This is a genomic window from Mesorhizobium sp. M0166 (assembly GCF_040322255.1).
Taxonomy (GTDB): Bacteria; Pseudomonadota; Alphaproteobacteria; order Rhizobiales; family Rhizobiaceae; genus Mesorhizobium.
This window is the reverse complement of the sequence record NZ_JAMYTD010000010.1, coordinates 63,719-87,222: the sequence shown is the minus strand read 5'-3', so window position 1 is coordinate 87,222 and position 23,504 is coordinate 63,719. Positions and strand designations below refer to the sequence as shown.

Annotated in this window: 25 protein-coding genes; 18 read left to right on the top strand and 7 right to left on the bottom strand. The window is 63.0% G+C overall.

Annotation, left to right across the window (positions count from 1 at the left end; translation table 11 throughout):
* Positions 1-161 precede the first annotated feature (161 nt).
* Entirely contained in the window at positions 162-548 is a 387-nt protein-coding gene (locus tag NKJ46_RS14035) for an SET domain-containing protein (protein ID WP_352665582.1), read from the bottom strand.
* A 109-nt stretch (positions 549-657) separates the two neighbouring features.
* Positions 658-1,416: an SDR family oxidoreductase gene (locus NKJ46_RS14030; RefSeq protein WP_352665581.1), complete on the bottom strand. Its 759-nt coding sequence runs from the start codon at positions 1,414-1,416 to the stop codon at positions 658-660.
* Between the two features lie 266 nt (positions 1,417-1,682).
* On the opposite strand from NKJ46_RS14030, the gene NKJ46_RS14025 reads away from it, so the two are divergent.
* The 6 genes from NKJ46_RS14025 to NKJ46_RS14000 are packed head-to-tail and all read left to right on the top strand — an operon-like array spanning position 1,683 to position 7,502.
* The gene (locus NKJ46_RS14025; protein ID WP_352665579.1) at positions 1,683-2,936 is read left to right on the top strand and encodes a sarcosine oxidase subunit beta; all 1,254 of its coding nucleotides are present in this window, start codon (positions 1,683-1,685) and stop codon (positions 2,934-2,936) included.
* Entirely contained in the window at positions 2,936-3,358 is a 423-nt protein-coding gene (locus tag NKJ46_RS14020) for a hypothetical protein (RefSeq protein WP_023675337.1), read from the top strand. Before NKJ46_RS14025 ends, NKJ46_RS14020 begins: the two co-directional genes overlap by 1 nt.
* An 8-nt stretch (positions 3,359-3,366) precedes the next feature.
* Positions 3,367-3,663 (top strand): sarcosine oxidase subunit delta, encoded by a 297-nt coding sequence (locus NKJ46_RS14015; protein ID WP_023719025.1) that lies wholly within the window; start codon positions 3,367-3,369, stop codon positions 3,661-3,663.
* A complete protein-coding gene (locus tag NKJ46_RS14010) occupies positions 3,660-6,653 on the top strand; it encodes a sarcosine oxidase subunit alpha (RefSeq protein WP_352665578.1) in 2,994 nt (997 codons plus the stop codon). Before NKJ46_RS14015 ends, NKJ46_RS14010 begins: the two co-directional genes overlap by 4 nt.
* Positions 6,646-7,224, top strand: coding sequence for a sarcosine oxidase subunit gamma (locus NKJ46_RS14005; RefSeq protein ID WP_352665576.1), 579 nt, complete (start codon positions 6,646-6,648; stop codon positions 7,222-7,224). The genes NKJ46_RS14010 and NKJ46_RS14005 overlap by 8 nt, the downstream gene beginning before the upstream one ends.
* Before the next feature lie 53 nt (positions 7,225-7,277).
* On the top strand, positions 7,278-7,502 hold the full coding sequence (locus tag NKJ46_RS14000; RefSeq protein ID WP_352665575.1) for a hypothetical protein: 225 nt from the start codon (positions 7,278-7,280) through the stop codon (positions 7,500-7,502).
* Positions 7,503-7,659: 157 nt separating this feature from the next.
* Here the strand turns inward: NKJ46_RS14000 and NKJ46_RS13995 are convergent, their stop codons facing one another.
* The 4 genes from NKJ46_RS13995 to NKJ46_RS13980 all read right to left on the bottom strand — a co-directional run bounded on the left by NKJ46_RS13995 (position 7,660) and on the right by NKJ46_RS13980 (position 10,292).
* On the bottom strand, positions 7,660-7,899 hold the full coding sequence (locus NKJ46_RS13995; RefSeq protein WP_352665573.1) for a DUF680 domain-containing protein: 240 nt from the start codon (positions 7,897-7,899) through the stop codon (positions 7,660-7,662).
* Between the two features lie 189 nt (positions 7,900-8,088).
* Positions 8,089-8,730, bottom strand: a complete 642-nt coding sequence (locus tag NKJ46_RS13990) for a TetR/AcrR family transcriptional regulator (protein ID WP_352665572.1) — start codon at positions 8,728-8,730, stop codon at positions 8,089-8,091.
* Positions 8,731-8,941: 211 nt separating this feature from the next.
* Positions 8,942-9,436 (bottom strand): MaoC family dehydratase, encoded by a 495-nt coding sequence (locus NKJ46_RS13985; protein WP_031211357.1) that lies wholly within the window; start codon positions 9,434-9,436, stop codon positions 8,942-8,944.
* Between the two features lie 40 nt (positions 9,437-9,476).
* A complete protein-coding gene (locus NKJ46_RS13980) occupies positions 9,477-10,292 on the bottom strand; it encodes an SDR family oxidoreductase (RefSeq protein WP_352665571.1) in 816 nt (271 codons plus the stop codon).
* A gap of 346 nt (positions 10,293-10,638) precedes the next feature.
* Between NKJ46_RS13980 and NKJ46_RS13975 the strand changes: the two genes are divergently transcribed.
* On the top strand, positions 10,639-10,779 hold the full coding sequence (locus NKJ46_RS13975; RefSeq protein WP_352665570.1) for a hypothetical protein: 141 nt from the start codon (positions 10,639-10,641) through the stop codon (positions 10,777-10,779).
* Between the two features lie 35 nt (positions 10,780-10,814).
* Here NKJ46_RS13975 and NKJ46_RS13970 read toward each other — a convergent pair whose 3' ends face one another.
* Positions 10,815-11,642: a MurR/RpiR family transcriptional regulator gene (locus NKJ46_RS13970; RefSeq protein WP_352665568.1), complete on the bottom strand. Its 828-nt coding sequence runs from the start codon at positions 11,640-11,642 to the stop codon at positions 10,815-10,817.
* Positions 11,643-11,787: 145 nt separating this feature from the next.
* Between NKJ46_RS13970 and NKJ46_RS13965 the strand changes: the two genes are divergently transcribed.
* From NKJ46_RS13965 to NKJ46_RS13915, 11 genes are all read left to right on the top strand, one after another.
* The gene (locus tag NKJ46_RS13965) at positions 11,788-12,612 is read left to right on the top strand and encodes an N-formylglutamate amidohydrolase (RefSeq protein ID WP_352665566.1); all 825 of its coding nucleotides are present in this window, start codon (positions 11,788-11,790) and stop codon (positions 12,610-12,612) included.
* A 22-nt stretch (positions 12,613-12,634) separates the two neighbouring features.
* Positions 12,635-14,191, top strand: a complete 1,557-nt coding sequence (locus NKJ46_RS13960; RefSeq protein ID WP_352665564.1) for an amino acid permease — start codon at positions 12,635-12,637, stop codon at positions 14,189-14,191.
* A 105-nt stretch (positions 14,192-14,296) separates the two neighbouring features.
* Positions 14,297-15,667 (top strand): glutamine synthetase family protein, encoded by a 1,371-nt coding sequence (locus tag NKJ46_RS13955; protein ID WP_352665563.1) that lies wholly within the window; start codon positions 14,297-14,299, stop codon positions 15,665-15,667.
* A gap of 100 nt (positions 15,668-15,767) precedes the next feature.
* On the top strand, positions 15,768-16,172 hold the full coding sequence (locus NKJ46_RS13950) for a helix-turn-helix domain-containing protein (protein ID WP_352665561.1): 405 nt from the start codon (positions 15,768-15,770) through the stop codon (positions 16,170-16,172).
* Complete coding sequence (locus NKJ46_RS13945; protein WP_352665560.1) at positions 16,156-16,581, top strand: type II toxin-antitoxin system VapC family toxin; 426 nt, start codon at positions 16,156-16,158, stop codon at positions 16,579-16,581. The genes NKJ46_RS13950 and NKJ46_RS13945 overlap by 17 nt, the downstream gene beginning before the upstream one ends.
* Entirely contained in the window at positions 16,559-17,980 is a 1,422-nt protein-coding gene (locus tag NKJ46_RS13940; protein WP_352665559.1) for an aldehyde dehydrogenase family protein, read from the top strand. The genes NKJ46_RS13945 and NKJ46_RS13940 overlap by 23 nt, the downstream gene beginning before the upstream one ends.
* Positions 17,981-17,998: 18 nt before the next feature.
* Positions 17,999-19,171 carry an iron-containing alcohol dehydrogenase gene (locus tag NKJ46_RS13935; protein WP_352665557.1) on the top strand — a complete coding sequence of 391 codons (1,173 nt, stop codon included), beginning with the start codon at positions 17,999-18,001 and terminating at the stop codon, positions 19,169-19,171.
* A gap of 242 nt (positions 19,172-19,413) precedes the next feature.
* Positions 19,414-20,520, top strand: coding sequence for an ABC transporter substrate-binding protein (locus tag NKJ46_RS13930; protein WP_352665556.1), 1,107 nt, complete (start codon positions 19,414-19,416; stop codon positions 20,518-20,520).
* 64 nt (positions 20,521-20,584) lie between these two features.
* Entirely contained in the window at positions 20,585-21,499 is a 915-nt protein-coding gene (locus NKJ46_RS13925; protein WP_352665555.1) for an ABC transporter permease, read from the top strand.
* The gene (locus tag NKJ46_RS13920) at positions 21,496-22,287 is read left to right on the top strand and encodes an ABC transporter permease (RefSeq protein ID WP_352665554.1); all 792 of its coding nucleotides are present in this window, start codon (positions 21,496-21,498) and stop codon (positions 22,285-22,287) included. Before NKJ46_RS13925 ends, NKJ46_RS13920 begins: the two co-directional genes overlap by 4 nt.
* A 16-nt stretch (positions 22,288-22,303) precedes the next feature.
* Complete coding sequence (locus NKJ46_RS13915; RefSeq protein WP_352665553.1) at positions 22,304-23,368, top strand: ABC transporter ATP-binding protein; 1,065 nt, start codon at positions 22,304-22,306, stop codon at positions 23,366-23,368.
* The last annotated feature ends 136 nt before the right edge of the window (positions 23,369-23,504 follow it).

The following is a 23,504-nucleotide window of genomic DNA, read 5'->3' as shown; positions in this document are numbered from 1 at the left end:
GGGGCGCTGTCCACAGCCGATTGAGAGGCGGTGCCGATCCCGAAACGAAAAACCCGCCTCGGCGGCGGGTCTTCGGTGTGAATCAGCACCATACAGAAATTAGTAGCATAGCTGCCGGCACAAAGCAAGAACAAAATTCGCCTTGGGCCAGATAGGCGCCGCTACGCCGTAGCCAGGTGGAGCTGCTCGAAACCCTCGAAGAACTCGCCGTAGTCGCAGGTTATCTCCTCGCCGGCGGCGATGTCGCGGGTCGCGGTGGCCCCGCCATATTGCGAAAAGTCGGTGTTCGGCTCGTCGGCGTGGTTCATGAAGCGGCCATTGTCGACCTCATAGACCATGAAGCCCGGCCGATCCGGACTGGGATAGGCATATCTGTCGAGCAACTCCTTGAGGTGCGGCGGCGCCGTCTCGTATCTTTCCACCGGGATCAGCCGGTCAAAGTCCGGATCGAGACGCCAGATCTGCGCGCCTTTGCGGACCGGCTCGGCGGCGAACACGCCGACGCCTTCGATTGCGCTTGCAGCGATATAGGTTCTGATCAGCAGCATGTTTCCAATCCGTCTTTGAGGAGAAGACGAAATCGTCAAATCGCCGGAAAAAGCAAGACCGGTTTTTCTGACGTTGGCTTGCGCGCCGATGCGCCAACCGCGAAACGCTTCACGTCCGGGTGATCGAGACGCCGCCATCGGCGAACAGTGCCGTGCCGGTGGTGAAGCTCGATGCATCGGAAGCCAGGTAAAGCGCCGAGCGGGCGATCTCCTCAGGCTCGGCGACGCGCTTCAAGGCATGCAGGTTTTCGACGAAGGCTCGCGATTCAGGTGTCTTGAACGTTGCCGAGGGCGTGTCGGTGCCGCCCGGCAGCAGCGCGTTGACTCGAATGCCCTTGGCGCCAAATTCGGCCGCCAGCACCTGCGTCAATCCGATCAGTCCGGCCTTGCTCGCCGCGTAGCTGGTCATGCCGGGCATGCCGACCGTGTAGCCGACGAAGGTGGAGGTGAAGATAAGCGAGCCGCCGCCGCGATCGATCATCGCCGGCACTTGGTATTTCGCGCCGAGAAAGGCGCTGGTCAGATTGGTATCGAGCGTCTCGCGCCAGCCCTCCAGCGACAGCTCCGAAACCGGCCCCATCCTACCGACCGAGCCGGCATTGTTGAAGGCGATGTCGAGCCCGCCGAATTTCCCGACCGCCAGGTCGACGAGGGCTTTGGCGTAGGCTTCGTCGCGTACGTCACCGGGAAGAGCGATGGCGGTGCCGTCGGCGTCTTCGATTTCGGCAACCAGTGCATCGAGCTCCGCCTGGCGGCGGGCTGCGACGACCACCTTGGCGCCTTCCTCCGCAAACAGCTTGGCCGTGGCGCGGCCGATGCCGGAGCTGGCGCCGGTGACGATGGCAACTTTGTTGGCAAGTGCGAGCATTTTTTGCATCCTTTTTCGCGCCGGCCCTTGCCGGCAATCGGGATGCTTGGTCGCAAATCGGGGCGGTGCGAACCACCCGATACCTGCGAGGTGCTTCGGATGTGGTTTGATCGCCCATCACGTCGCATGCCTCTTTTTCACCACGGCGCAAAACGGCAAGCGCCGTCGCAAACAGTGCAAGGCTGGCAGCACGGTTTCGCTAGTGATACAGCTCGCGCGCCGGGGTTGGCTGATCTGCCCGGCCGCCATTTGCGAGGCCTGCGACGTTGAAGAAATACTCGGTATTCGCCATCGCCCGCGAGGCCATGCGCGGTCATAGAGGCTGGGAGGAACAGTGGTCCTCGCCGGAGCCGAAGAAGGAGTACGACGTCATCATCGTCGGCGCCGGCGGCCACGGCCTGGCCACCGCCTATTATCTCGCCACCGTGCACGGCATCACCAACGTAGCGGTATTGGAAAAAGGCTGGCTCGGCGGCGGCAATACCGGGCGCAACACCACCATCATCCGCTCGAACTATCTCTACGACGAGAGCGCCGGCATCTACGAGCATGCGCTGAAGCTGTGGGACGGGCTTAGCCAGGAGCTCAACTACAACGTCATGTATTCGCCGCGCGGCGTCATGATGCTCGCCCACAACATCCACGACATCCAGGTGCTGAAGCGGCACGTCCACGCCAATCGGCTGAACGGCATCGACAATGAATGGCTGACGCCGGAACAGGCCAAGGAATTCTGCCCGCCGCTCAACATTTCGCGCGATGCGCGTTATCCCGTGATGGGTGCCGCCCTGCAGCGCCGCGGCGGCACGGCGCGCCACGATGCGGTCGCCTGGGGCTATGCGCGCGGCGCTTCAGCGCGCGGCGTCCACATCATCCAGAATTGCGAGGTCACCGGCCTCAAGCGGGCGCCGAACGGCGCGGTCACCGGTGTCGAGACGACGCGCGGCTTCATCGGCGCCAGGAAGGTCGGCGTGGTTGCCGCCGGGCACTCATCGGTGATCATGAACATGGCCGGCGTGCGCATGCCGCTGGAAAGCTACCCGCTGCAGGCGCTGGTGTCGGAGCCGGTCAAGCCGGTGGTGCCTTGCGTGGTGATGTCGAACACCGTGCATGCCTATATCTCGCAGTCCGACAAGGGTGAGCTGGTCATCGGCGCCGGCACCGACCAATATGTCTCCTATTCGCAGACCGGCGGGTTGCACATATTGCAGCATACGCTCGACGCTATCTGCGAGATGTTCCCGATCTTCACGCGCATGAAGATGCTGCGCTCGTGGGGCGGCATCGTCGACGTGACGCCCGACCGTTCGCCGATCCTGGCCAAGACGCCGGTGCCCGGCCTCTATGTCAATTGCGGCTGGGGTACGGGCGGCTTCAAGGCGACGCCGGGTTCGGGCCACGTCTTTGCCCATACGATCGCCAAGGACGATCCGCACCCGATCAACGCGCCCTTCACCATAGAGCGCTTCCGCACCGGCCGCCTCATCGATGAGGCGGCGGCGGCAGCGGTGGCGCACTGATGATGACCGAGATGGCCGTCGCCATGCCGCTGATGCTCGCCGGCGAGCAAGGCCTGTTCCATATCCCCACGCCAGAGGAGGTGCGCCTGCAGCCCATCAGCCGCGCCGGCAATGAAGCGGATTGGCCGTTTTCCGTCGACGAGGGTGTACTCGCCTGCGCCTGGAGCGCGGGTCAGAGAGTGGTCACCTTTATGGAGAACCGGCCAGCCGATCTCGAGGAAGGCGAAAAATTCGAGCGGCGCTACGTCATCGTGACGACCGAACCGATGACGCTTTCGGTCGGCAATATGGCGTATCGCGACCTTTTCCGCCCGGTAGCCAGCATCGAGGAGCGCATCCGGCTGGTCGCGCCTTTCGTGACGATGGGCCAGAGGCTTTGCGACCAACCTGCCGGCGCTCGCGTCGGCCACGGCGAACTGTAGGACCAACCATGCTTCTCATCCGCTGCCCCTATTGCGAGGAAGAGCGTCCCGAGCTCGAATTCCGCAACGCCGGCGAGGCGCATATTGCGCGTTCCCCAAACATCGCCGGCGAGAGCGACGACGATTTCGAAAAGTTCTTCTTCATCCGCTCCAATCCCAAGGGGATCATCTATGAGCGCTGGCGGCACATGCATGGCTGTGCGCGGTTCTTCAACGCCGTGCGCGACACCGTCAGCGACAGGTTCCTGATGACCTACAAGGCCGGCGAGCCGAAGCCCGCGAAGCTGCCGGGAGCCGCCAAATGAGCGCAACGTTCCGCATTGCCGGCGCCGGGCGGCTCAAGCAGGCAAAGATCGCCGGCTTCAGCTTTGACGGCCGCCCCTATACCGGCATCGAGGGCGACACGCTGGCCTCGGCGCTGCTTGCCAACGGCGTCCATCTCGTCGGCCGCTCGTTCAAGTACCACCGGCCGCGCGGTTTTCTGTCGGCCGGCGCCGAAGAGCCGAACGCGCTGGTCGAGATCAAGCGCGACGCGGCACGCAGGACGCCGAACGTCCGCGCCACCGTACAGGAGCTCTATGACGGGCTGACCGCACAGTCGCAGAACCGCTGGCCGTCGCTGGCCTTCGACATCGGTGCGGTCAGCAGCATTGCCTCGCCGATGCTTTCGGCCGGCTTCTACTACAAGACCTTCATGTGGCCGAAGGCGGCGTGGAAAAACCTCTACGAGCCCAAGATCCGGGCCGCCGCCGGTCTCGGCGTCGCCCCCGACCAGCCGGACCCCGACCACTATTCGGCGCGCTTCGCCCATTGCGAGGTGCTGGTGCTTGGCGGCGGTGCCGCGGGCATCGCCGCGGCATTGGCTGCGGCCGAGACCGGCGCGCGCGTCATCCTTGCCGACGAGCAGGTGAAATTCGGCGGCAGCCTGTGCTTCGAGAGCGGCGCGAAGATTGAAGGCCAGGACGGCTTTTCCTGGGCGCAATCCGCCGTCGCCAAGTTGAGCGCGATGGACAATGTCCGCGTGCTGCCGCGCACCACGGCCTTCGGCTATTACGCGCAGAATTTCGTCGGGCTGGTCGAGCGCGTCAGCGACCATCTGCAGAGCCCCGACCGCGACCTGCCGCGCGAGCGGCTGTGGCAGGTTCGCGCCAAACGCTTGGTGCTGGCGACCGGCGCCATCGAGCGCCACATGGTGTTTGCCGACAACGACCGCCCCGGCATCATGCTGGCGTCGGCGGCGCGCACCTATCTCAACCATTACGGCGTCGCCGTCGGCAGGAATGTTGGCGTCTATACGGCAAACGATTCCGCCTATGCGGCGGCGATCGACCTGAAGAAGGCCGGCATCAACGTGGCGGCGATCGTCGATCTGCGCGACAACCCGGCCGGGCCGGTGATCGACGAGGCGAGGGCGCTCGGCATAGAGGTCAATTTCGGCCGCGCCGTGATCCGCGCCGGCGGCAAGCTGCGGGTGTCGTCGATGACCGTGCAGCCGAAGAATGGCGGCGGCGAACGCACCATGCCGGTTGACGCGATCTTGATGTCGGCCGGCTGGACACCGTCGGTGCATCTGTTCTCGCAATCGCGCGGCAAGGTCGCCTTCAATGACGAGACCAAGCGCTTCGTGCCCGGAATTTATGCGCAGGACTGCGTCTCGGTCGGCGCCTGCAACGGCACCGACGGGCTGTCGGCGACGATCGACGAGGCCTATGCTGCGGGCACCAAGGCGGCCAAGGACGCCGGCAGCAAGCCGGCCAGGGGCACCAAGCCGAAGGTCGATGCCGGCGAGAGCTGGTCGCGCGGCATGCTGGGTGCGGCGCCCGGCGCCGGGGCGGATACGACGGTAAAGGCGTTCGTCGATTTCCAGAACGACGTCACCGCCAAGGACATTCGCCAGGCGGTGCATGAAGGCATGCGCTCGATCGAGCACGTCAAGCGCTTCACCACCAACGGCATGGCGACCGATCAGGGCAAGACCTCCAACATGCACGGCCTGGCGATTGCCGCCGAGACGCTGGGCAAGCCGATCCCGCAGGTCGGGCTGACGACGTTCCGCGCGCCGTATACGCCGGTGACGTTCGGCTCGATCGTCGGGCACGCGCGGGGTCCCCTGTTCGACCCGACCCGCAAGACGGCGATCCATCCCTGGGCAGAGCGTCAAGGCGCGATGTTCGAGGATGTCGGCCAGTGGAAGCGCGCCTGGTATTTCCCGAAGCCAGGCGAGGACATACATGCGGCCGTCGACCGCGAATGCGTCACGGTGCGCAAGACGGCCGGCCTGTTTGACGCCTCGACGCTGGGCAAGATCGAGGTGGTCGGGCCGGATGCGGCCAAATTCATGGAACTGCTCTACACCAATCCATGGGAGAAGCTCGAGCCCGGCCGCTGCCGCTACGGCATCATGCTGCGCGAGGACGGCTTCATCTATGACGACGGTGTCGTCGGCAGGCTTGCACCCGACCGTTTCCATGTGACGACGACGACCGGCGGCGCGCCGCGCGTCATGAACCATATGGAAGACTATCTCCAGACCGAGTTCCCGCATCTCAACGTTTGGCTGACCTCGATCACCGAGCAGTGGGCGGTCATCGCCGTGCAGGGGCCCAAGTCTCGCGACATCATCGCGCCGCTGGTCGAGGGCATCGACATGTCGGATGAGGCGCTGCCGCATATGTCGGTGCGCGAAGGCCAGATCTGCGGCGTCCCGACCAGGCTGTTTCGCATGTCGTTCAGCGGCGAGCGCGGCTTCGAGGTCAACGTGCCGGCCGATTACGGCGAGGCGGTCTGGGAAGCGCTATGGGCCGAGGGCCAGAAACACGGCGCCTGTGCCTACGGCACCGAGTCGATGCATGTGCTGCGCGCCGAAAAGGGCTACATCATCGTCGGCCAGGATACCGACGGCACGGTAACGCCGAACGACGCCGGGCTCGACTGGGCGGTCGGCAAGAAGAAGACCGACTTCGTCGGCATTCGCGGCATGGCGCGGCCGGACTTGGTCGCCAAGGGCCGCAAGCAGCTTGTCGGCCTGAAGACCAGGGATCCCAAGGTGGTGCTGGAGGAGGGCGCGCAGATCGTCGCTGACCCGAAGCAGGCAATCCCGATGAAGATGATCGGCCATGTCACCTCAAGCTATTGGTCGCAAAATTGCGGCCGCTCGATCGCGCTGGGGCTGGTCGCCGGCGGCCGCGATCGCATGGGCGAGACGCTCTATGTGCCGATGCCGAACGGGGTGATCGAGGTGGAGGTCACCGGTATGGTGTTCTTCGACGAGAAGGGAGAGCGCCTCAATGGCTAAGGCCGCTTTGAAAACCGCCGCCGCCGGGCCGTCGGTCGAACGCCGTCCGGCTCTGGCCAGCCAGTCGCTTTCCGCCACCGGCGTCACACTTGCCGTACTACCGCCGGCCGAGCGCATATCGCTGCGCGCGCCGGACGCCTCGATCGCGGCACTTTCGAAAGCGCTCGGCGTCGTCCTGCCGCAAAGGCCGAAAACCTCGGCGGCAAAGGCCGGACGCACGGCCTTGTGGCTGGGGCCGGACGAATGGCTGGTCATCGACGAGAGCGGAAAAGATCCGCTCGCCGATTGCGCCAGCATTCCCGCGCTGCATTCGGCGGTCGGCATCTCGCACCGCAACGTCGCCATATCCGTTACCGGTCCGGCTGCCGCGGCGACGGTCAATGCCGGCTGCCCGCAGGATTTGTCGCTCGACGCCTTTCCGGTCGGGGCGGCGTCGCGTACCATTCTCGGCAAGGTCGAAATCGTGCTGCTGCGCACCGCGGCCGACACGTTCCGCGTCGAATGCTGGCGTTCCTTTTCCGATTATGTCTTTACGTTTCTGTCGGAGGCAGCGCGCGACGCGGCAGCATAGGCATGTTCGCCGCGCCCGACCGTTCTGCGACAGCGAGCCGAGGGAGAATGCAAATGCCGTCGAACTCCGCGCCGAAGTCGCCGGCCAAGACGCCGGCTGTGCGCTCTTTCGAAAACGAGCAGCGCACTGAGACGGATATTGAAGAGGAACTCGAGGAAGGCCTCGAGGATACATTCCCGGCCAGCGATCCGGTGTCGATCACCGGAACGGCCATTCCCGGCGCACCGGCAAGACCTGGCAAGCCCAAAAGCGTGGCAGGACAGAAGCGCAAGAGATAATTTCTATCGGCCCGGCGGGGCCGGTTCGGTTGGCGAGGGCAACCCTTCAGGTTTGCGCGGTTTTGCGTTCCAGCGTCGATGATTGGCGAAAGCCCGAACGAGGGCGATCTCCCCCGCAAGGGGGGAGATTGGCAGTTTCGCCGATGGCTCGAAGTCCTCAGAAGCTGCTTGGCACGATCCACGGGTCGATGCCGATGCCGAGCCTCGGGCCTTTGCTGCCGGCCTTGTGGGTCGCGGCATCCGCCTTTTCAAGCGATCCGGTCGGCGCGCAATCGAGCTTCACATCGGTCTTGGTGTCGACGCAGGCCCCTTCTTGCTTGGCTGGCTGACTGCTGCCGGCAAATGCGGCGCCAGAGAGCGCCAGCAGGGCGGCGAGCGTGAGGATTGCCTTCTTCATGGTCAGTCTCCGGTTCCAGTTATTCGACTCGTACATGTACGGTATTGCGTACAGATACGGCTATGACTTACGGAGTTCAAGCAAAATCGTACATGTACAGAGAAGTTGAGCGCAGGAATTGCCGAACGCTCGGTGCCGGAGCGCGGATCGTTCGGAGAAGATCCTACAGATCGGGAGAAGGGCCGCTCTTCAGCAATTGACCGGCGGCGTGAGCGGCGCGATCTCGTGCGCGGCGATGGCTTCAAGCATGATGTCGCCGATCCGTGTGATGAACGTCGTCTGGTCGCCGAACGGGTAGAACGGGAAGGTGATCAACAACGAGATGGCGCCGTGGCCAACTGCCCACAGCATGGTGGCGATGGCGCGTGGATCGCCTCTGAGCCTGCCCGCGGCAACGCAGGCTTCGACCCTCTCGATCAGCACTTTCATCGCCGGGTTGCCGCTCTCCATTTCGGCGAAGGTCTTGCCGGCTGGCGGCCTGACTTTTTCGGTCATGAAGACGGTGCGGTACTCGTTGGGATTTTCCAGCCCGAAGGCGGCGTATTCGACCAGCACGGCCTTGAGCGCCTCGATCGGGTCGTCGGCCGTATGATTTGCGATGCGCCTGGCCAAGGTCTCGAACGCGTCCTCGGCTAAGGCGAACAGGATGTCCTGCTTGTCGGCGAAATAGGAATAGACCGACATCGGCGCATAGCCGACGCGCTTGGCGAGCTTACGGATGGTGAGGCCGTCATAGCCTTCTTCCTGGACAAGCTTGTGCGCGGCATCGACAAGTTCGGAACGCAGTTCGGCCTTTTGTTTTTCGCGGCGCTCCTGGACGCTTAGCTGCAACTTTCTACTGCCTTATGACTGATGGCTGGATGCAGCATATATACGCTGTACGGCGTCGGGCAAGGGTGGCACGAAGCAGAAGCTTGACTGTCACAAAACGATATAGCCCGGCAACATTGCGCTGCAGGTCAGTCGTCACATGAAGTACGTCGCGGCCGAAGCCAAATAGATTTGGCACAGATAGATTTGGGCTTCTCTGCCTGACGAACAGTCAAACCGCTTCCGGCTGGCGTTCGATCAGCGTCAGCGTCAGCCAGCGCGCAGTCAGCGCCGGTTTTTTCGAGCCCTCGATCTCGATCGTCACGTCGTGGGCAGTCTGCACCCAGCCCGACGGCCTGACCTTGACGTCGGCCAGCACGAAGCGGGTGCGGATGCGCGAGCCGGTCTTCACCGGCGCCAGGAAGCGCAGCGAATCGAAGCCGTGATTGACGCCCATCTTGCTGTTTTCGAGCGGCGGCATGGTTTCGAAGGTCATCGCCGACAACAGCGAAAGCGACAGGAAGCCGTGCGCGATGGTGCCACCGAACGGCGTCTCGCGGCTGGCGCGTTCCGGATCGCAATGGATGAACTGATGGTCGTCGGTGGCATCGGCGAACTGGTCGATCATGCGCTGGGTGACGACACGCCATGGCGACACGCCGACTTCCTTGCCGACGTTGGCCAGAAGCACATCGAGACTGATAGGTTCCACGCTGATGTCCTCCATCTTCACCCCCGGGCATTTCACTCGCCGGACGGCGTGCGTCTCATTCTTTGAACAATGTCAGCCCGTGTTGCACCGACTGCCCGCCATCGATCGGCAGGATGGCGCCGGTGACATAGCTGCCGGCACGGCTGCACAAATAGAGCGTTGCGCCGGCAATGTCATCCGGTGCGCCGATGCGGCCGATCGGAACGTGGTTGCCGACATGTCTTGCCTGGTCCTCGGTGCCAGTGGCGAAGGCCGTCATCCGGCTCTGGAAAGGGCCAGGCGCAAAGGCGTTGACGGTGATGCGGCGGGCGGCGAACTCGATCGCCAGGATGCGCGTCAGGTGGTGAACCGCAGCTTTCGAGGCCGAGTAGGAGTAGGCGTCTTCGGCCAAAGGCTGCGTGCCCATCACCGATCCGAGGTTGATCACCCGGGCCGGGTCGGCATCGCTGGCGGCGGCCTCGAGCAGAGGCAGCAATTCGCGCGTCAGGTGGAAGACCGCGGTGACGTTGACGCCGAACACCTTGGCCCAGGCATGGTAGGGAAAACTTTCCAGCGGCGCGCCCCAGGAGATGCCGGCATTGTTGACCAGGATATGCAGCCGCTCGGTCCTCACCCTGACCTCGGCAACGAGCGCCGCGATGCCGGCCTCGCTGGAGACGTCGGCGGCGAAACCCTCAGCCCGGCCGGAGGCGCCAAGCCCGTTCAGTTCGCCGGCAACCCTGACGCAATCCTCGCCCTTGCGCGAGGCAATCATCACCGAGGCGCCGGCCCTGACCAGCGCGGTCGCCGCCATGCGGCCGATGCCAGTCGCGGCGCCGGTGACCAGCGCCGTCTTGCCGGCGACTGAGAACAGCTCGTCCAGATAGCTCATCGAATTCCTCCGCGCAGTTCACCGCGCTTTTGACTGGTGGTTCAAAGAAGCGGCTTCACGTAGACAAGGCTAGCCGAACTACGATCATCCTTGCCACGGCTAAAGTACCCGGACTGGGGCGATGGCACGGTTTGCGGCTGAATTGGTTAGGCGCCAGCGGCAAGGCGGTCATTCGGCCGTGACATGGGTCGGATGAATGATGCGGCCATCCCCGTTAGCGAGCACCTTGGTAAGCTGTTCATTTCGCGTGTGAACCAGTCGTCATTACTCCTCCGCCCAAGCCGCCGGCGGGTCTTGAGGAGTTGGGAGGTGGCCGAGCAGTGGGGCGAGACTGACGTTCGTATTCGTGGACGTGGACTATGCTTTCAAGGCGAAAGTTATGGGTAAGAAACAACGCACGGTCCTGCTGGCAGCGGTCTTTGCGTCTGTCTTTGGCATTTTTTTGCTGATCCTGATCCTGCAGATGGTCAGTTTTTTGGTTGACTAGGCACGGCCAGCAGCGTCCCTTTCCGAAGTGCTGCGCTACCGCAGGCTTTCCAGTTCGCGGATGCGTTTGGCGCCGTCGGCCTCGAGCTGCCTTGTGACGGCGCCGATCAGCGTTTCGGCAACGACGAAAAGTGCGGCGGATGAGTCCCAGGCCGAAGGCACGGCGGTGCGCCCGGCAATGACGTGGCGGGCGAAGCGGGCGATCGGCGACAGCCACTGGTCGGTAAACAGCACGATCTGCACGCCGCGCTGGTTGGCGGTCTCGGCGAAACGGATCAGGCTGTCCTGGTAGCGCCTGATGTCGAAGATCACCAGCACGTCGCGCTTGCCCATGTCGATCAGACGGTCACGCCAGACGCTTTCCTGGCCGGCGAGATGGAACACGTTGGGCTGGATGATAGCAAGGTGGGCGGCCATGTAGCGCGCCAGCGGGTCGGTGAAGCGGCCGCCGATCAGGAATGTCTTGCCGCGCCGGTCGGCCAGCTTAGCGACGATATCGGCAAGCTGCTTGTCCGAAAGGTGCCGGAAGGTCTCGCGCATATTGTCGAGCGTCGCCTCCAGCATCGGCGAAACGGCGCTGCTGCCCTGCGAGGAGGGATTGAGCGTGCGCGAGGCCGGCGACTGCAATTGCGCCGCCAACTCGTCTTGCAGCGTCGACTGGAATTCCGGATAGTTCTGGAAGCCGAGCCGGGCGACGAAACGCAGGATCGTCGGCGACGATACGCCGGCCGTGGCCGAGAATTCGGCGACCGTCTTCAGCCCGATCAGCGGATAGCTGGCGATCAGCGTTTGCGCTGCGCGTCGCTCGCCGGCCGGCATGGTGCCGATGCGGTCGGAGATCAGTTCGGCAATGCTCGAAACCATGTTTTTCCCCACCCTGGCCGGGCCGTTACCGCGTTATCGAAATCGCGTTTGACAAAGCCGACCAAACTGTATGAAATCATCCGCAGGGACGCAATGAGGCAAAATACGTAACATACGATACAGCGCTCCCCGGGGACAGCAGACAATGGAGACAGCACGGCCCGCCAGCCTTGCATCGCCTGAGACCGTAAGGGTGACGAACCCCGGCGGATCAAGCCCTTTCGTGCTGACCTGCGACCACGCCTCAAATTTCCTGCCGCCTGAATTCGGAACGCTCGGACTTGCCGCCGAGGAGCTTTCCCGCCACATCGCTTGGGATCCCGGCGCCTTGCCGGTAGCGCGCCGCATGGCCGAGGTGCTCGATGCGACGCTGGTCGAGACCTGCATCTCGCGGCTCGTCATCGACTGCAACCGGCCGCTCGACGCGCCGGACCTGATAGTGACGGTCAGCGCCAGCGAAAAAACCGTGATCCCGGCAAACCAGGGGCTTTCCGCCGACGAGCGGCAGGCGCGCATTGCGCTGGCTTGGCGGCCGTTCCACGACCGGATCGCGACGATCATCGACGAGCGTCTGGCGGCCGGGCGGGAGACGCGGCTGGTATCCGTCCATTCCTTCACGCCGGTGTACAAGGGCAAGAGCCGGCCCTGGCACATCGGCATCATCCATGACGAGGACCGCCGGCTGGCGGCGCCGCTGATCGCGGCGCTCCAGCAGCTTGCGGGCATCGCCGTCGGCGTCAATGAACCCTATTCGCCGGCCGACCGCGTCTATTTCACACTGGAACGCCATGCCCGCTCGCGCGGGCTGCCCTGCGCAATGATTGAAATCCGCAACGACGAGATCGCCGGCGCAGCCGGGCAGCGGAAATGGGCGGATCTGCTCACGGGTATTTTTCTCAATCTGGAGCCCGAGGCGGCCAAGGGTCCCAGACCAAGCGCAGTCGGAAAGTCAGTTCAATCGGCCAGCTAAGAAACCAACAGGGGACTAAAAAATGGCAGCACCGGGCTACACTGAAGTTGACAAGGCAGAGGACGTAAAGGTCCTCCACAACATGGGCTACGCCCAGGAACTGGAGCGGCGCCTCAGTCGCTTTTCGAATTTCGCGGTTTCCTTCTCGATCATCTGCATCCTGTCCGGCGGCATCAACTCGCTGGCGCAGGCAACCTCCGGCTCCGGCGGCATCGGTATCGGCATTGGCTGGCTGGTCGGCTGTTTCGTTTCGCTGACCTTCGCTGTAGCGATGTCGCAGATCAGCTCGGCCTACCCGACCGCCGGCGGCCTCTATCATTGGGGCTCGATCCTCGGCAATCGCGGCACCGGCTGGGTGACTGCCTGGCTCAACCTGCTCGGCCTGATCACCGTGCTCGGCGCCATCAATGTCGGCACCTGGACGTTTTTCCTTGGCGCCTTCGGACCGGCGCTCGGCATCGAGGGTACGCTGACCAACCAGATGATCTTCCTGGTCGTCATCACCGGCGCCCAGGCACTGATCAACCATCTCGGCATCAAGCTGACCGCCAAGCTGACCGACTTCTCGGGCTACCTCATCTTCTTCGGCTCGATCCTCATCGCGGTCGTCTGCCTGATCTCGGCCGAAACCTGGGATTTCAGCCGGCTGTTCACCTTCCACAATTATTCCGGCGATGCCGGCGCCGGTGTCTGGCCGTCGGTATCCAATGCCTGGGTGTTCGCACTTGGCCTGCTGCTGCCGATCTACACGATCACCGGCTACGACGCGTCGGCGCATACTTCCGAGGAAACCATCAAGGCGGCGAGCTCCGTGCCCCGCGCCATGGTCATGTCGGTGATCTGGTCGGCCGTCTTCGGCTATCTCTTCCTCGCAGCCTTCGTGCTGATGATCCCGAATATGGACGATGCGGCCAAGCAGGGCTGGAACGTGTTCTTCTGGGCCTTCGACCAGCGCGTCAGCCCCGGCATCAAGGAGTTCGTCTACCTCGTCGTCTTCCTGGCACAGCTGCTTTGCGGCCTCGCCACCGTCACCTCCGCCTCGCGTATGATCTTCGCCTTCTCGCGTGACGGCGGCCTGCCGGGTTCCTCGGCGCTGGCCAAGGTCAGCCCGACCTACCGCACGCCGGTGGCGGCGATCTGGACGGCGTCGATCCTGTCCGTCCTGTTCGTCTGGGGCTCGACGCTGGTTTCAGTCGCAGGCACCTCGGCCTACACCATCGTCGTGTCGTGCACCGTCATCTTCCTGTTCCTCTCCTTCACCGTGCCGATCGTGCTCGGCATGCTGGCCTGGGGAACGCCGAAATGGGACAAGATGGGACCGTGGAACATGGGGCGCGCCATCTTCATGCTGTTCGGCGTGCTTTCGATCCTGTCGATGCTCCTGATCTTCGTCATCGGCATCCAGCCGCCGAACGACTGGGCGCTCTACATCACCGTCGGTTTCTTCATCCTGACGGCGATCGTTTGGTTTGCCTTCGAGCGCAACCGCTTCCAGGGCCCGCCGCTCGGCGACATCATCGCGGCGCGCCAGGCAGCGATCAAGGCTGCGGAACAGGCCGTCGGCGAGACCGGCCACTGAGGCAAGTCCTCCAACTATGGCCGGCGCTTTGCCGGCCATAGCTTCCCACATCTTCAAAGTGGCTTTTTACAAGCCCGAAACGACAAGCGCTGGAGTACCAAAGGAATGGCCGGAAATTTCTCGTTCGACCAGTTGAAGCAAGCGGTCTCCAGCGGCGAGGTCGACACGGTGCTGGCCTGCATCGTCGACATGCAGGGGCGGCTCGCGGGAAAGCGGTTCCTGGCCCGCTATTTCGTCGATTCCGCGCATGACGAGACGCATGGCTGCAACTATCTCTTGGCCGCCGACATCGATATGGAACCGGTGCCGGGCTACAAGGCGGCGAGCTGGTCGAAGGGTTATGGCGATTTCGTCATGAAGCCGGACCTTGCGACGCTGCGGCGCGTTCCGTGGCTGGAGAAGACGGCGCTGGTGATTTGCGACGTGCTCGACCACCATACCCATGACGACCTGGCGCATTCGCCGCGCGCCATGCTGAAGAAGCAGGTCAAGCGGCTGCAGGATCGCGGCTATATCGGCTATTTCGCTTCCGAGCTCGAATTCTATCTGTTCAGCGAAACCTACGATTCCGCCCGCAAGAAGCACTGGCAGGGCCTCGAGACGGCATCGCCCTACATCGGCGACTACCAGATCGGCATCACCACCAAGGAAGAAGGCGTCATGCGCCGGCTGCGCAACGAGATGGAGGCGGCCGGCATCCCGATCGAGAATTCGAAGGGCGAGTGGGGTCCCGGCCAGGAGGAGATCAATGTCCGCTATGCCGAGGCGCTCGACATGGCCGACCGCCACGTCATCCTGAAGAACGGCGCCAAGGAAATCGCCGAGTCCGAAGGCAAGGCGATCTCGTTCATGGCCAAGTACAATTACGGGCTCGCCGGCAATTCCAGCCACATCCATAATTCGCTGTGGAGCGCCGACGGCAAGACGCCATTATTCTACGACAAAAATGCCGAGTGGACGCTGTCGACACTCGGCCAGCAATGGGCGGCCGGCCAGCTCAAATATGCCAAGGAATTCACCTGGTTCCTGGCGCCCTACGTCAACTCCTACAAGCGCTTCCAGGCCGGCACCTTTGCGCCGACCAAGATCATGTGGAGCGAGGACAACCGTACCGCCGGTTTCCGTCTTTGCGGCGAGGGCACCAAGGGCATCCGTATGGAATGCCGCATCGGCGGCGCCGATTTGAACCCCTATCTGGCTTTCGCCGCGCTGATCGCGGCCGGGCTTGCCGGCATCGATGAAAAGCTTGAACTGCAGAAGCCCTTCGTCGGTGATGCCTACCAGGCCTCGCAGCTGCCTGAAATTCCAAAGACATTGCGCGACGCCACCGCGACGCTGGCGGAATCGAAAATGCTGAGGCAGGCGCTCGGTGACGATGTGCTGGAACATTACGTCCACACGGCACACTGGGAACAGTTCGAGTACGACCGCCGGATTACGGACTGGGAACTGCACAGGGGGTTCGAGCGGTATTGACGGCGTTGCACTTTACGCAATATTGTTGCGGTTATCGCACCGCAACACCCTGGAGGCAGCGTTGCCCAAAGGTAGAGCCCATGTCGACAAGGCGTGGTTCATGAGTCGAATGAACGAGCGCAAGCTCACGGTACGCAGCATGGCCGGCCGCATGAACATACACTACAGCGCCTTGTCGCGGACACTGAACGGCGAGCGGCGCATGCAGGTCGACGAGATACGCAAGATAGCTGAAATTCTCGACCGGCAGGAAAGCGAGATATTGGTGCACCTCGGAAGTTCCAGTGATGCGACGAGGCCACCGGAGCCTGATCGCCGGTCTGGTTTCAAGGAGGGGCAAGTGGATTCCGTGGACGACATGAACGGCAACAAGGAAGAGTACATCGTGCCGCCTCGGGGTGCCGATCCGTTGTTTGGATGCATGGCCGGGACGCTCACTCTGCTTCCGGATGTCGACTATACCGCGCCCGCCGATCCGGATTGGGGCAATGTCTATGACGAGTGAGGGGGTTCTGCTCGACACATGCTTCATGCTGTGGCTGTCAACGGAGCAGCCGGTCACGAGGACTGCGGTCGAGAAGGTGACCAGCGCACGCAAAAATGGCAGCGTGATCGCCGTTTCCGTGATGTCCGCCTGGGAAATCGGCGTGCTTGTAGCCAAGGGCCGGTTGCCATTCATCAAGTCGCCGCTCGCATGGTTCGAACGGTTCGTGCAGACCGGGGCAGCGAGCGTCGAGGGGATCGACAGTGAGCTTTTGGTCGAGTCTTCGTTCCTGCCCGGCGTCGTTCACAATGATCCGACGGATCGGATCATCATAGCCACGGCGCGTTCGAAAAACCTCGAGATCATCACCCGCGATCGCGCAATCCTTGCCTATGGCGCGGCCGGCTATGTCAAAACAATTCCTTGTTGATTTGGAGACCTCTTTGGAAACCGTGAAAATAAAATCCCCCGTCGACGGTTCGATCTATGCCGAACGGCCTCTGGCGACGGATCAGGCGATCGGTGCCGCGGTCGAACGTGCCAAGGCGGCGCAGGAGAAGTGGGCGCAGACGCCAGTCGTCGAGCGCGGCAAGTACATGCTTGCCATGCTGGAAGCGCTGGTCGCCATGACCGACGAGATCGTGCCGGAGATCGCCTGGCAGATGGGCAGGCCGGTGCGCTATGGCGGCGAGTTCGGCGGCGTCAGGGAACGCGTCAGCTACATGGTCGAGATCGCCGAGGCGGCACTGAAGCCGGTCATGGCTTCCAACCCGAAGGACGGCTTTCGTCGTTATGTGAAGAAGGTGCCACTCGGCGTGGTCATGGTGATCGCACCGTGGAACTATCCCTATCTCACTGCCGTCAACACCATCGTGCCGGCGCTGATGGCGGGCAGCGCCGTCATCCTCAAGCACGCGGCGCAGACATTGTTGGTCGGCGAACGGTTTCAGCAGGCGTTCGATGAGGTCGGCCTGCCCAAGGGGCTGTTCCAGAACCTCGTCATGAACCACGCGCAGACCGAAAGGCTGCTCGGCTCCGGCAAGATCGACCATGTCAACTTCACCGGCTCGGTCGCCGGCGGCCGCGCCATCGAAAAGGCGGCGGCGGGCACCTTCATGACGCTTGGCCTCGAACTCGGCGGCAAGGATCCCGCCTATGTGCTGCCCGACGCCAAGATGGACCATGCCGTTGCCAATCTGGTCGACGGCGCCTTCTTCAATTCCGGCCAGTGCTGCTGCGGCATCGAGCGCGTCTATGTCCACGAGAAGGTCTACGACGAATTCGTCGAAGGCTTCATTGCCGAGACCAGGAACTACGTCGTCGGCAATCCACTCGACCAGGCGACCACCATGGGGCCGATGGCGCAGGCGCGCTTCGCCGACCTGATCCGCGAGCAGAAGGCCGAGGCGCTGCGCAAAGGCGCCAGGGCGCATATCAATATGAAGGTGGCCAACGACAGGCAAGGTTCGCCCTATCTGGCGCCGGAAGTGCTGACCCAGGTCGACCACCAGATGAGCGTCATGCGCGAGGAAAGCTTTGGCCCGATCGTCGGCATCATGAAGGTGCGCAACGACGAGGAAGCGATCGCGCTGATGAACGACAGCCCCTATGGGCTGACGGCCTCGATCTGGACGCGCGACACCGACCATGCGGCGGCGATCGGCGATCGCGTCGAGACCGGCACCGTGTTCATGAACCGCTGCGACTATCTCGACCCGGCGCTGGTCTGGACCGGCGTCAAGGACACCGGCAAGGGCGCGGCACTGTCGGCCACCGGCTACGACAATCTGACCAGGCCGAAATCATACCATCTGCGCGAAGCCATCTGATTTTCTGAAAGACAACAAATGACAAAACTCGTTTCCAAATGGAATTACCCGACGACCGTCCGCTTCGGCGCGGGGCGCATCAAGGAATTGCCGGAGGTGCTGGCGGCGACCGGCATCAAGCGGCCGCTGTTCGTCACCGATCCGGGACTGGCCAAGCTGCCGGTGGTGGCCTCGACGCTGAAGATCCTCGACGACGCCAAGGTGCCGTATGGCGTGTTTTCCGAGGTCAAGCCGAACCCGGTGGATTCCAACCTGACCGCCGGCATTGCCGTGTTCAAGAAGGGCAAGCATGACGGCGTCATCGCCTTTGGCGGCGGCTCGGCGCTCGACCTCGGCAAGCTGATCGCCTTCCAGGCCGGGCAGACACGTCCGGTCTGGGATTTCGAGGATGTCGGCGACTGGTGGACGCGCGCCGATGCCGATGCGATCGCGCCGATCATCGCCGTGCCGACCACGGCCGGCACCGGTTCGGAAGTCGGCCGCGCCGGTGTCATCACCAATGAAGCGACCCACACCAAGAAGGTCATCTTCCATCCGAAGCTTTTGCCGGCAATCGTCATTGCCGATCCGGAGCTGTCGGTCGGCATGCCCGGCTTCATCACAGCCGGCACCGGCATGGATGCGCTTGCCCATTGCCTCGAAGCCTATTGCGCGCCGGGCTATCACCCGATGGCCGACGGCATCGCGGTGGAAGGCATAAGGCTGGTCTTCGAAAACCTGCCGAAAGCCTATGCCAACGGCAAGGATCTGGTCGCCCGCGCCAACATGATGAGCGCCGCTGCCATGGGAGCGGCCGCCTTCCAGAAAGGGCTTGGCGCGATTCATTCGCTGTCGCATCCGATCGGCGCGCTCTACGACACCCACCATGGCATGACCAACGCCGTGTTCATGCCCTACGTGCTGGCCTTCAACCGCGAGGCGATCGAGCCGCGCATAGCCCGGCTCGCCGCCTATTGCGGCATCAAGGGCGGCTTCGACGGCTTTGCCAAGGCGATTGTCAAGCTGCGCAAGGAGCTCAAGGTGCCGCATGCACTACCCGGCCTGATCAAGGGGCTCGACATGGACAAGAAGCGCAAGGGCCTGATCGCCGACATGGCGGTGGTCGACCCGACCGCCGGCGGCAACCCGATCAAGCTGACCAAGAAGGCGGCGCTGACGCTGCTCGAAAACGCCATCGCCGGCGCCGTCTGAGACAAGCTCAGCATTGCAAATCCACTTTGGAAAAGAGGCGAAGAAAGGGGGAAAGGATGAAAGGCAAGGCCGAGACTAGTTAGCCGGAAAAATAACGGCGTAGCGATTGCTACAGCCGGTTAAAAAGAGTTTACTTTTTCGTACTGCAGGGCGTCGCTTTCACAAAGCTTTCATCTGGCTGTCACACGAAAACGATACCGCATCGCAGGCGTCCAACGGCGTCAGTTCAACGGAGAGAACACATGTTCAAATTCACGGGAAAACTGCTTTCCCTTTCGGCCGTCGCCCTGATGGCGACCTCTGCCATCTCGTCGGCCCAGTCCATGGATGAACTGGTCGCCGCAGCCAAAGCTGAAGGCCAGCTCACCACCATCGCGCTGCCGCATGACTGGTGCGGCTACGGCACGGTCATCGACGGCTTCAAGGCGAAATATCCGGAAATCACCATCAACGAACTCAACCCCGATGCCGGCTCAGGCGACGAGGTCGAGGCGATCAAGGCCAACAAGGACAACAAGGGCCCGCAGGCGCCCGACGTCATCGACGTCGGCCTGAGCTTCGGTCCGACCGCAAAGAAGGATGGCCTGATCCAGGCTTATAAAGTATCAACCTGGGACTCGATCCCGGACAGCGCCAAGGATGCCGAAGGCTTTTGGACCGGCGACTATTACGGCGTGCTTTCGTTCCTGGTGAACAAGGACCTGGTCAAGGAAGCGCCGGCCGACTGGGCCGACTTGCTGAAGCCGGAGTTCGCCAATACCGTGGCGCTCGCCGGTGACCCGCGCGCTTCGAACCAGGCCATCCAGGCCGTCTATGCCGCCGGCCTTTCCGGCGGTGCGGCTGCCGGCGAAGCTGCCGGCACGGCTGGTCTCGACTTCTTCAAGAAGCTCAACGCCGCCGGCAATTTCGTGCCGGTCATTGGCAAGCCCGCGACGCTTGCCCAAGGCCAGACGCCAATCCTGGTGACCTGGGATTACAACGCGCTTGCCGGCCGCGACACGCTGAAAGGCAATCCGCCGGTCGACGTCGTCGTGCCGAAGACCGGCGTCGTCGCCGGCGTCTATGTCCAGGCGATCAGCGCCTACGCGCCGCACCCGAATGCTGCCAAGCTATGGCTGGAATATCTCTATTCCGACGAAGGCCAGATCGGCTGGCTGAAGGGTTATTGCCACCCGATCCGCTTCAACGACCTTGCCAAGAACGGCAAGCTCCCGGCTGACGTGATGGCCAAGCTGCCGCCGGCCGAGTCCTATGCAGCCGCGGTGTTCCCGACGCTCGACGAGCAGGGCAAGGCCAAGGAAGCCATCACAAAGAACTGGGACGCCGTCGTCGGCGCCAACGTCAAGTAAGACTTGAGATCAGCCGGGCGGCTTAGATCGCCGCCCGGCATACCTCCAGGACGGTAGCCGGCGCATGACCGATATCTCGTTGTCCGATCACGCTGTTGCCGGGAAGACCGCGCCTCCCGCCGACGCCCGCAGCATGAGGCTGCCGACGCAATGGCTTGGCGTTGCGCCTTTCTTCATCTTCGCCATCATGTTCCTGATCCTGCCGACGCTCTATCTGATGCTGGGCGCATTCCGGAACGATGCCGGCGAATTCACTTTCGAAAACATAGCGGCCTTGGCGCAGCCGTCGATCGTTGCCGCCTACTGGATCTCAATCAAGGTCAGCCTCGCCTCGTCGCTGATCGGTGCGTTCGCCGGGCTTGCCATTGCCGTTGCCATCGTGCGCGGCGGGCTGCCGGAGTGGATACGCTCGGCGACACTGACCTTCTCCGGCGTGGCCTCCAATTTTGCCGGCGTGCCGCTGGCCTTCGCCTTTCTCGCGACGCTCGGCCGGCTCGGGCTCGCCACGGTGCTGCTCAACGTCTTGGTCGGCTTCAACATTTATGCCCATGGTTTCAACATCCTGTCGTTCTGGGGCCTGACGCTGACCTATGTCTATTTCCAGATCCCGCTGATGGTGGTGATCATCGTGCCGGCGATCGACGGGCTGAAGAAGGAATGGGGCGAAGCGGCGGCAACGCTTGGCGCGACCCAGGCGCAGTTCTGGCGCATGGTCGTCATTCCGGTGATCTGGCCAAGCTTCCTCGGCACCGTCATCCTCTTATTCGCCAACGCCTTCGGTGCCATCGCCACCGCTTACGCTCTGACCGGCTCCTCGCTTAACATCGTCCCTATCCTGCTCTACGCGCAGATCCGCGGTGACGTGCTGCACAATGCCCATCTCGGCTACGCCATCGCCTTCGGCATGATCGTCATCACCGGGCTGGCCAATGTCTTCTACATCTGGTTCCGGACGCGCTCTGAGAGGTGGCTCAAATGAAGTCCGGCAGATTCTGGGCCTGGATCGTCTTCGCGCTGGGCGCGGCCTATTTCTTCATTCCGCTTATCGCGACCGTAGAATTCTCCATGCGCATGCGGCGCGGCGCCTATTCCTTTGATGCCTATCAGGTCGTGCTCGGCGATCCCCGCTTCCAGGCGACCTTTATCTATTCGGTGGTCGCCGCCATCTTCACCATCGTCCTTGGCGTGCTGGTGGTGGTGCCGGCGGCGTACTGGATTCGTCTGCGGCTGCCGCAGCTAAGGCCCGTCGTCGAGTTCATCACGCTGCTGCCGCTGGTCATCCCGGCAATCGTTATCGTCTTCGGCTACATCAGAATGTACGGGTCTAAATCACCGCTGCCGTTCCTGGCCAGCGAGACAGGAGCCAATGCCTTGCTGGTCATCGGTTATGCGACACTGGCGCTGCCCTATATGTATCGCGCCGTCGACACCGGGCTTCGCACGATCGATGTGCGGACACTAACCGAGGCGGCGCAGATCCTCGGCGCCGGCTGGGGCACGATCATCACCCGGGTCATCCTGCCCAACGTGCTGATCGCGGTGCTGTCGGGCGCCTTCCTGACCTTCGCCATCGTCATCGGTGAATTTACCATGGCCAGCCTGCTGAACCGGCCTGCCTTCGGACCCTATCTGCAGAACGTTGGCGCCAACCGCGCCTACGAGCCGGCGGCGCTTGCCATCATCGCCTTCGCCATCACCTGGGGCTGCATGTCGCTGATCCAGATCCTGTCGCGCTTCGCGCCGCGATCGGCGAACCGTCCGAACTGACCCGAAGGAAAAAGCCATGACCGAGCCATTCCTCTCAATCCAGCATGTGCGAAAATCCTTCGGCGCCGCCACGGTGGTGCAGGATTTCAACCTCGACGTCGAGCCGGGCGAATTCGTCTCCTTCCTCGGCCCGTCGGGCTGCGGCAAGACGACGGTGCTGCGCATGGTCGCCGGTTTCGAGGAGCCGTCCGCCGGCAAGATCGTCGTGGCCGGCAAGGACATCACCCGGCTCAAGCCCAATCAGCGCAATGTCGGCATGGTGTTCCAGGCCTATGCGTTGTTTCCGAACCTCACCGTGGCGCAGAATATCGGCTTCGGGCTGAAGGTCGCCGGTATGCCGAAGGCCGATGCCGACAGGCGCGTTGCCGAAATGCTCGACATCATCAAGCTGCCGCAGATGGGCGACCGCTATCCCTACCAGCTCTCCGGAGGCCAGCAGCAGCGCATCGCGCTGGCGCGGGCGATTGCGCCCAAGCCGAAGCTGCTGCTGCTCGACGAGCCGCTGTCGGCGCTCGACGCCAAGGTGCGCGTATCACTGCGCGAGGAAATCCGCTCGATCCAGAAGAAGCTCGGCATTACCACCATCTTCGTCACCCACGACCAGGAAGAGGCGCTGTCGATCTCCGACCGCATTGCTGTCATGCATGGCGGCAAGGCCGAGCAAGTTGGCACGCCGTTCGAGATCTACAACCGGCCGGCATCCAAATTCGTCGCCAATTTCGTCGGCACGCTGAACGTGCTCGAAGGCACAGTCACCGACGCGGCATCAGGCAAGGTGCGCGTCAATTCGCAAGAGGTCTCGCTCAAGGGCAAGCTCAACGGCTCGAAATCCGGCGACACGTTGTCGCTGGCGCTGCGGCCCGAGGCGATCTCGCTCGGCCGACACCCCGGCCGCGATTCCAGCCTTTCGGGTGAAATCGCGGAGGTGCATTTCCTCGGCTCGGTCATCCGGGTGCGCGTCGGCATCGGCGGCAGCACGGTCTCGCTCGACACGTTCAACAGTCCGGCCACGCCGCCGCCGGCCGTCGGCGAAAAGGCCGAGATTTCGTTCTCGTCGGGCGACATGCTCGTGCTGCATTAGGAATAGTGAATAGTGAATAGTGAGAGGGCACTTTACGCGCCGAAATTACTCTGCAAGCAACCATTCACCATTCACCATTCACCAGCAGCCAAGGCCGTGGCCGTTTTTGCAGTGCCAATCGCCCGGCTTCACCGCT